The 7770-nt window shown below is 66.9% G+C and carries 8 protein-coding genes and 1 pseudogene; 7 read left to right on the top strand and 2 right to left on the bottom strand.

The genetic code is table 11. The annotated features are described in order from the left end of the window. Together ABYB95_RS12515 and ABYB95_RS12510 are read left to right on the top strand one after the other, a co-directional pair. Nucleotides 1-223, top strand: a pseudogene (locus ABYB95_RS12515) (cyclic nucleotide-binding domain-containing protein); the annotation flags it as partial. Between the two features lie 163 nt (nucleotides 224-386). Next, complete coding sequence (locus ABYB95_RS12510; RefSeq protein WP_372658887.1) at nucleotides 387-974, top strand: hypothetical protein; 588 nt, start codon at nucleotides 387-389, stop codon at nucleotides 972-974. Between the two features lie 19 nt (nucleotides 975-993). Here ABYB95_RS12510 and ABYB95_RS12505 read toward each other — a convergent pair whose 3' ends face one another. After that, nucleotides 994-1539 carry an adenine phosphoribosyltransferase gene (locus ABYB95_RS12505; protein WP_372658886.1) on the bottom strand — a complete coding sequence of 182 codons (546 nt, stop codon included), beginning with the start codon at nucleotides 1537-1539 and terminating at the stop codon, nucleotides 994-996. Nucleotides 1540-1578: 39 nt separating this feature from the next. After that, entirely contained in the window at nucleotides 1579-3564 is a 1986-nt protein-coding gene (locus ABYB95_RS12500; RefSeq protein ID WP_372658885.1) for a cation:proton antiporter, read from the bottom strand. Between the two features lie 71 nt (nucleotides 3565-3635). Here ABYB95_RS12500 and ABYB95_RS12495 point away from each other — a divergent pair, with 71 nt between their 5' ends. The 5 genes from ABYB95_RS12495 to ABYB95_RS12475 all read left to right on the top strand — a co-directional run. Further along, nucleotides 3636-4634 (top strand): SIS domain-containing protein, encoded by a 999-nt coding sequence (locus tag ABYB95_RS12495; protein ID WP_372658884.1) that lies wholly within the window; start codon nucleotides 3636-3638, stop codon nucleotides 4632-4634. 133 nt (nucleotides 4635-4767) lie between these two features. Beyond that, nucleotides 4768-5334, top strand: a complete 567-nt coding sequence (locus ABYB95_RS12490; RefSeq protein ID WP_372658883.1) for a KdsC family phosphatase — start codon at nucleotides 4768-4770, stop codon at nucleotides 5332-5334. Next, nucleotides 5331-5990, top strand: a complete 660-nt coding sequence (lptC, locus tag ABYB95_RS12485) for an LPS export ABC transporter periplasmic protein LptC (protein WP_372658882.1) — start codon at nucleotides 5331-5333, stop codon at nucleotides 5988-5990. Before ABYB95_RS12490 ends, lptC begins: the two co-directional genes overlap by 4 nt. A gap of 23 nt (nucleotides 5991-6013) precedes the next feature. Further along, the gene (locus tag ABYB95_RS12480; RefSeq protein ID WP_372658881.1) at nucleotides 6014-6823 is read left to right on the top strand and encodes an SDR family oxidoreductase; all 810 of its coding nucleotides are present in this window, start codon (nucleotides 6014-6016) and stop codon (nucleotides 6821-6823) included. A 7-nt stretch (nucleotides 6824-6830) separates the two neighbouring features. Continuing rightward, a partial coding sequence (locus tag ABYB95_RS12475; RefSeq protein ID WP_372658880.1) for a sodium-dependent bicarbonate transport family permease occupies nucleotides 6831-7770 on the top strand: 940 nt, incomplete at its 3' end.

The raw sequence follows: 7770 nt of genomic DNA, 5'->3' as shown, positions 1-7770 counted from the left end.
GGGACCGGGTTCCTTGCTGGGTGAAGGTTCCTTTTTCAGCCAGTTGCCGCGCAGTGCCACCGTGCACGCGGGCAGCGCCAGCAAACTCTGGTGTCTGACGCCGTTGCGCTTTCGCGAGCTGTCGGTGCGCCACCCGGTCATCGCACTGGATGTGACGGTGGCCATGTCCTCGGTGCTGGCGCGCCGCCTCTACAACCGTCCGCGGCGGGTGGCGGTGACCTGAAGCCCGAAGCGCGGCCGTATCGCCTCTTAACTTGAACTTTTACCGCCCGCCGGTGTGGGCCATTCACCTTATGTCTTTGATCAGTTGGCTGCAATCCCGTAAACCTGTGTCGGCGCGCAAGCGCGGCAAGCCCCGTTTGCGTCCGGCCTCAGGGCTGACCACTTTGCCGCTCATTTCGCCGCGCCGTGGGCGCCGTATCTTGCGGCGTGAACAGCTGTTTTCGGTGGTGCGCGAGTCCCTGATCCGGGGCGGCGTGCTCTCCACCAGCTACGAATTCAAGGTGCTGACGCTGGACGCGTCGGGCGACAGCTTTCTGGTGCTGGTCGATCTGGCCTTGCCCGCCCATGTGATGCCCGACGAGTACCTGCTGGAAATCGAGAGCTGGGTGCAGGAGAGTGCGCGTCTGCGCCACGACATGGAGGTGCGCTCGGTGTACTGGCGCCGCCAGGCGGTGAGCGACCAGCGGGGCATGGCCTTGAAGGCGGCGGTGGCGGCGCAAACGCGCGCCAAAGTGGCCAGTCAAAGTGCCGGGAGCGCGGATGGAACCACGTCAGGCGCTGAGCCGTCACCCCGTTCCCGCTTGCAGGCGGTGGCCGCCGACGAGCTGGAAGCGTTCCGGCGGGCTTTGAAGCGCGCGGCCCCGGTGGCTGCGTCGCGGGCCGCGCTTTCGGAAACCGGCGAGCCCTTGCCGGCACCGGAGTCGCACAGCGACTTTGCCGCTCTCAGCGCCACCCAGTACGGCAAGCTGTAGACGGGCGTGCGGCCACGCTTCAGTGGCCGCTGAAATCGAGCAAGGTGAACAGCGGCAGGCCCGATTCGCGCAGGCGCTGCGAACCGCCCAGCTCGGGCAGGTCCACGATGGCGGCGCCCTCCATCACCTCTGCGCCCAGCTTTTCCAGCAACCGGCGTCCGGCCATCATGGTGCCGCCGGTGGCGATCAGATCGTCGATCAGCACCACGCGATCGCCGGCTTTCACCGCGTCGGTGTGCAGCTCGACCGTGGCGCTGCCGTACTCCAGCTCGTAGGTTTCGGCCACCGTCGTGAAGGGCAGCTTGCCCTTCTTGCGGATCGGCACAAAGCCCAGGCCCAGCTCGTAAGCCAACACCGAACCGATGATGAAACCGCGGGCATCCAGCCCGGCCACCACGGTGGGGCGCAGCGCGGGTTCCATGTACCGGTGCACGAAACAGTCGATCAGCACCCGGAACACCTTGGGGTCTTGCAGCAGTGGCGTGATGTCGCGGAACTGGACGCCGGGCGCTGGCCAGTCGGGCACGGTGCGGATGTGGGATTTCAGGTAGCTGGTGGTGTCCATGGGGTGCTCGTGGTGCGGGGGTTGTTCGGCAGGGCCGCGTCAATGGCTCAGCAATCGGTCTTCGGCCACCGACAAGGCCGGTGCCTTGCCGCTGAGCACCAGGGTGTCGCCGCCGTGCAGCACGGTGGCGTCGTCGAACGGTGTGGGCTGGCCACTGGCCCGGCGCAGGCTGACCAGACGCACACCCTGGGCGCCGAGCAGCAGCGTGCCCAGGGCTTTGCCCACGGTGCGGCAGCCCAGTGGCAGGGTCACGGTGTGCAGCCTTTCTTGCTCCATTTCGTCCACGCTGCCGTCGTCCGCACCATGGAAATAGCCGCGCAGCAGGTTGTAGCGCGCGTCGCGCTGGTCTTGCACCACCCGGATCACGCGCCGCATCGGTACACCCACCAGCGCCAGCGCGTGGCTGGCCAGCATCAGGCTGGCTTCGATGGCTTCGGGTACCACCTCGGTGGCGCCGGCTTTGCGCAGTTTCTCCAGGTCCGCATCGTCCACCGTGCGCACCACCACCGGTACGTTGACCGCCTGTTCGTGCGTGTGGTGCAGCACCTTGAGTGCGCTGGCGGTGTCCAGGTAGGTGATGACCACGGCGCTGGCCCGGTGCAGACCTGCGGCCATCAGGGCCTGCAGGCGTGCCGCGTCGCCAAACACGACCGAATGCCCGGCGGCGGCGGCCTGGCGCACCCGGTCGGGATCGAGGTCCAGCGCCATGTAGGGAATGGCCTCGGCCTCCAGCAAGCGGGCCAGGTTCTGGCCGCAGCGGCCATAGCCGCAGATGATCACATGCTGGTCGGCGTTGATGGCCTTTTTGGCGATGGCTGTCATCTGCACCGATTGCATCAGCCAGTCGCTGCCCACCAGGCGGGTGACGATGCTGTTGGTGTACAGGATGATGAAAGGCGTGGCCATCATGGACAGCACCATGGACGCCAGGATGGGGTTGAACAGCTGCGGCGGCACCAGGTTGTACTGGCCAGCCAGCGTCAGCAGCACCAGGCCGAATTCACCGGCTTGCGCCAGGTACAGGCCCACGCGCAGCGCCACGCCCGCCGGGGCGCCAAAGGCGCGGGTCAGTCCGGTGATCACGACCAGCTTGAACACCAGCGAGAGCGTGAGCAAGAGCACCACCAGGGGCCAGCGCTCCAGCACCAAGCGCCAGTCCAGCATCATGCCGATGGTGATGAAGAACAGGCCCAGCAGCACATCGTGGAACGGGCGGATGTCGGTCTCCACCTGGTGCTTGAACTCGGTTTCGGAAATCAGCATGCCGGCCACAAAAGCGCCCAGCGCCAACGACAGGCCCGCGTGCTCGGTCATCCACGCCAAGCCCAGCGTGATCAGCAACAGGTTGAGCATGAACAGCTCTTCGCTCTTGCGCCGCGCCACCAGGGTGAGCCACCAGCGCATCAGCTTTTGTCCACCTGTCAGCAGCAGGCCGAGCAGGACCACCGCCTTGAGCGTCGCCACGCCCAGTGCCATCAGCAGCTCTTCGGGTTTGGAGCCCAGGGCCGGGATCAACACCAGCAAGGGCACCACGGCCAGATCCTGGAACAGCAGGATGCCGAGCACGCGTTTGCCGTGTTCCGACTCCAGCTCCAGGCGCTCGGCCACCAGTTTGATCACGATGGCGGTGCTGCTCATCGCCATCACACCGCCCAGGGCCAGCGCGGTCTGCCAGGAGATGTTCCACCATGTCGGCAGCAGGTAGGTCAGGCCCAGCGACGCCAGCGTGGTGAGCACCAAGGTGAACATCACCTGCGAGAGCCCCAGGCCAAACACGTGCCGGCGCATGGAACGCAGTTTGGGCAGGCTGAACTCCAGGCCGATCACGAACATCAGAAACACCACACCGAACTCGGCCAGGTAGCGGATACCGCCCGAGTCCTGCGCCAGCGCCAGCGCGTTCGGCCCGATCAGCACGCCCACACCCAGATAGCCCAGCATGGGCGGCAGCCGCAGCATGCGGCAGGCCACCACCCCCAGCACAGCGGCCAGCAGGTACAGAAGGGCGATGTCCAGAGAATTCATGGCTCTGATGTTAACGGGCGCATCCCCGCCGCGCGGCGGCGCGCGTCCAATACAACGGCGATAATGCCCCGATGACCTTGCCACCGACCTTCGACCCCGACCGGGCCATCGCCCTGGCGCGCGACACGTTGCAGATCGAAGCACAGGCGGTGCGTGCCATGGCAGAGCGTGTGGGCAGCACATTCGCGGCCACCGTCGCCCTGATCCTGGAGCGCCCGGGGCGCGTGGTGGTGATGGGCATGGGCAAGAGCGGCCACATCGGTCGCAAGCTTGCCGCCACCCTGGCCTCCACCGGTACGCCGGCTTTTTTCGTGCATCCCGCCGAAGCCAGCCACGGCGATCTGGGCATGATCACCGCCGCCGACGTGGTGCTGGGCATCAGCAACAGCGGCGAGAGCGACGAACTGCTCGCCATCCTGCCGGTGATCAAACGCATGGGCGTGCCGCTGGTGGCCATCACCGGCCGGCTCGATTCCACCCTGGGCCGCCACGCCGATATCGCGCTCGACGCCTCGGTGGCCAAAGAGGCCTGTCCGCACAACCTGGCGCCGACCGCCAGCACCACGGCCCAGCTCGCGCTGGGCGACGCCTTGGCGGTGGCCCTGCTCGACGCCCGGGGCTTCAAGGCCGACGATTTTGCGCGCTCCCATCCCGGCGGAGCGCTCGGACGCAAGCTGCTCACCCACGTGGGCGACGTGATGCGCAGCGGCGCGCAAGCGCCGCGCGTGTCCAGGCAAGCTTCGCTGATGGAATTGATGCGCGAGATCAGCGACAAAGGCCTGGGCATGAGCGCCATCGTCGATGCTGACGACCGGGTGCTGGGCATCTTCACCGATGGCGATCTGCGCCGCCTGATCGAGAACTCCGGCAGCAGCGTGGACTTGCGCAACCTGTCGGCGCTGGAGGTGATGCACGCCAATCCGCGCACCGTGCGTGCGGAAGCCTTGGCCGTGGTCGCCGCCGATCTGATGGAGACCAACCGCATCACCAGCGTGCTGGTGGTGGACGAACAGGGCCGCCTGTGCGGCGCGCTCAACAGCAACGACTTGATGCGGGCGAAGGTGATATGAGTCCCCCTGCGCCACGCTGCGCGGGTCACCCCCCAAGGGGCGGCGCTGGCGACCTGGCCAAGCCGGTTTCGTGGCGCACTGCGTCTCGCTGGCCCCGCTCGTGGCTTTTGTGCTCCCCGGTTAGCATCGCTCCATGTCCACCCAGTTGCCTCCGTTGAGTCCCACCTTGAACTTCGCGCCCGAGCTGCTGCTGCGTGCGCAAGCCGTGCGCGTGGTGTTTTTCGATGTGGATGGTGTGCTCACCGATGGTGGGCTGTATTTCAGCGAAGCAGGCGAGTCCATGAAGCGCTTCCACACGCTGGATGGGCACGGCATCAAGCTGCTGCAGCGCGCCGGCATCACGCCCGCAGTGATCTCTGGGCGCGATTCGGCGGCCTTGCGCCAGCGCCTGGCGGCGCTCGGGGTGACCCGGGTGCGCCTGGGTACCGAAGACAAACGTCCGGCGGCCGAGGCCATCCTGGCCGAACTCGGCTTGGATTGGTCGGCGGCGGCGGCCATGGGCGACGACTGGCCCGACTTGCCCATGATGCGCCGTGCCGCTTTGGCCTGTGCGCCGTCCACCGCCCACGCCGAGGTGCTGGCCATCGCCCACCACGTGCCGCTGCGCCTGCCCGGTGCGGGCGCGGTGCGTGAGCTGTGCGACCTGTTGCTGGTGGCCAGCGGTGCCTACGGGCGCGAGCTGCAGGACGCCGCGCAGTGAGTGCCAGCGCGCCGCTCAACGCACCCCTGCCGCCGGGCCGCAAGCCGAGCCGCCGCAGATGGAGCCGGGTGCTGGACCGGCTCTCCATTTATTTGCCGGTGGCTTTGATGGCGCTGCTGGCCTTGGCGTCTTATTGGCTGCTGCGTGCCACGCCCGAGGCGCTGGAGCCCGAGCCCGAGCAAGCCGCGACCCACGCGCCCGACTACTTCATGCGGCGCTTCTCGGTCAAGGTGTTCGATGCCGCGGGCAAGCTCAAATCCGAGGTGTTTGGTGCCGAAGTGCGCCACCACCCCGACACCGACAAAACCGAGATCGACAACGCGCGCGTGCGGTCTTTTGATGTGCAGGGCCGGCTCACCACCGCGGTGGCGCAACACGTCACCGGCAACGCCGACCAGACCGAATTTTTGCTCGACGGCGATGTGCGCGTGATCCGCGAAGCCGGTACGGCGCCGGACGGCACGGTCTCGCAGCGCCTGGAATTTCGTGGCGAGCAGCTGCAGATCGCGCTGGACCCCCAAAGCCTGCGATCGGAACGTCCGGTGACCCTGTTGCGCCAGAACGATCAGATCAGCGGCGATACGCTCGACTACAACGAAGCCGATCAGGTGGCCGTTTTCAAAGGGCGCGTCAAAGCCCGTTTTGCGCCGCGTTGACGGCGGCACAGTTCATTCACACCATGCAAAACCCTGTGCCCGCCGCCCCCCTGGTCTTCATCACCGGTGCCTCCAGCGGCATCGGCCAAGCCCTGGCCGCGCGTTATGCACAGGCGGGTTATCGGCTGGCGCTGGTGGCCCGGCGAACCGTCGAGCTGCAGCACTGGGTGGACGCGCAAGGCCTGGACCGGCAGCGTTGCCGCGTCTACGGTGCCGACGTGTCGCAAACCGACAGCATCGTGTCCGCCGCCCAGGCCTGCATGGCCGAACAGGGCTTGCCCGAGGTGGTGGTTGCGAACGCCGGCATCAGCATCGGCATGGACAGCGCCGAGCGCGGCGATGTCGACGTCATGGCGCAGACCTTTGCCACCAACAACACCGGACTGGCCGCCACCTTCCACCCGTTTGTGGCCGCCATGCGCGCGCGTGGCAGCGGTACGCTGGTCGGCGTCGCCAGCGTGGCTGCCATCCGGGGGCTGCCCGGCCACGGTGCTTACTGCGCCAGCAAGGCCGCGGTGGTGGCGTATTGCGAGAGCCTGCGCGGCGAGTTGCGCGACAGCGGGGTCAAGGTGGTCACCCTGCTGCCGGGTTATGTGGCCACGCCGCTGACGCAGCAGAACCGTTACGCCATGCCCTTTTTGCTCAGCGCTGACGTTTTTGCCGACCGCGCCTTTGCGGCCATCCGTGCCCAGACCAGCTACCGCGTCATTCCCTGGCAAATGGGCGTGGTGGCCAAGCTGCTGCGTCTGCTGCCCAATTCCTGGTTCGACCGTTTGTTGAGCGGACGCCCGCGCAAACACCGGCAACCCCTTCCTACCGACCGAGCAGAGTAAAAAACCTATGTTGGATGTGGTGGTGCTGTTCTTTCTGTTGGGTGTGCTGGCGCGGCTGGTCAAAAGCGATCTGCGCCTGCCCGAGGCTTTGTACGAAACCCTGTCCATTTACCTGTTGCTGGCGATCGGACTCAAGGGTGGCATCGAACTGAGCAAACAACCCATGCTCGATCTCTTGCCCCAGATGCTGGCCTGCATGGCGCTGGGTTTTGTCATCCCATTTGTCGCGACACCGGTGCTGCGCCTGCTGGGCTTGAACCGCAGCGACGCGGCCGCCATGGCGGCGCACTACGGCTCGGTCAGCGTGGTCACTTTCGCCGTGGCCAGTGCCTACCTGGTGCAACACGGTGTGGCGGCCGAGCCCCACGCGGCGCTGTGGGTGGCCCTCATGGAGGCACCGGGTATCGTGGCCGGCATTCTGCTGGCGCGCATGGGCGCGTCGCCAGACGGTGTGCGCCGCCAAACCAATTGGGCCGCACTGGCGCACGATGTGTTTTTGGGCAAGTCGGTGCTGTTGCTGGCGGGTGGCCTGGTCATTGGCACGGTGATGGGTGAAGTCGGCACCGCCCCGATCGCTGCGGTTTTCATCACGCCGTTCAAAGGTGTGCTGGCCCTGTTCCTGCTCGAGCTGGGCTTGGTGGCGGGCGGACGCATTGGCGAACTGCGCCACCATGGTTTGCGCATCGTGGGCTTTGCCTTGCTGGCGCCGCCGGTGCTGGCGGTCGCAGGGGCGCTTACCGGCGTGTTGCTGGGGCTGTCCACCGGCGGCGTGGCCATCATGGCCACGCTGGCGGCCAGCGCCAGTTACATCGCCGCGCCCACGGCCATGCGCATGGCCGTGCCCGAGGCCAACGCGGCCTTGTCGATCACCGCCGCACTGGGGGTGAGCTTTCCGTTCAACATCGTGCTGGGCGTGCCGCTCTATCTGGAGTTGGCGCGCTGGCTGC

The sequence above is a fragment of the Hydrogenophaga sp. genome (assembly GCF_041633695.1).
In the GTDB taxonomy this organism is placed as follows: Bacteria; Pseudomonadota; Gammaproteobacteria; order Burkholderiales; family Burkholderiaceae_C; genus Hydrogenophaga.
Note: the sequence above shows the minus strand (reverse complement) of the source record. Positions and strands in the feature narration are given on the sequence as shown.

Excerpts from the sequence above, each read along its gene's own strand:
- ABYB95_RS12495 (WP_372658884.1), top strand. The coding sequence starts at position 3,636 with ATGACCTTGCCACCGACCTTCGACCCCGACCGGGCCATCGCCCTGGCG.
- ABYB95_RS12500 (WP_372658885.1), bottom strand. The coding sequence starts at position 3,564 with ATGAATTCTCTGGACATCGCCCTTCTGTACCTGCTGGCCGCTGTGCTG.
- ABYB95_RS12490 (WP_372658883.1), top strand. The coding sequence starts at position 4,768 with ATGTCCACCCAGTTGCCTCCGTTGAGTCCCACCTTGAACTTCGCGCCC.
- ABYB95_RS12480 (WP_372658881.1), top strand. The coding sequence starts at position 6,014 with ATGCAAAACCCTGTGCCCGCCGCCCCCCTGGTCTTCATCACCGGTGCC.
- ABYB95_RS12505 (WP_372658886.1), bottom strand. The coding sequence starts at position 1,539 with ATGGACACCACCAGCTACCTGAAATCCCACATCCGCACCGTGCCCGAC.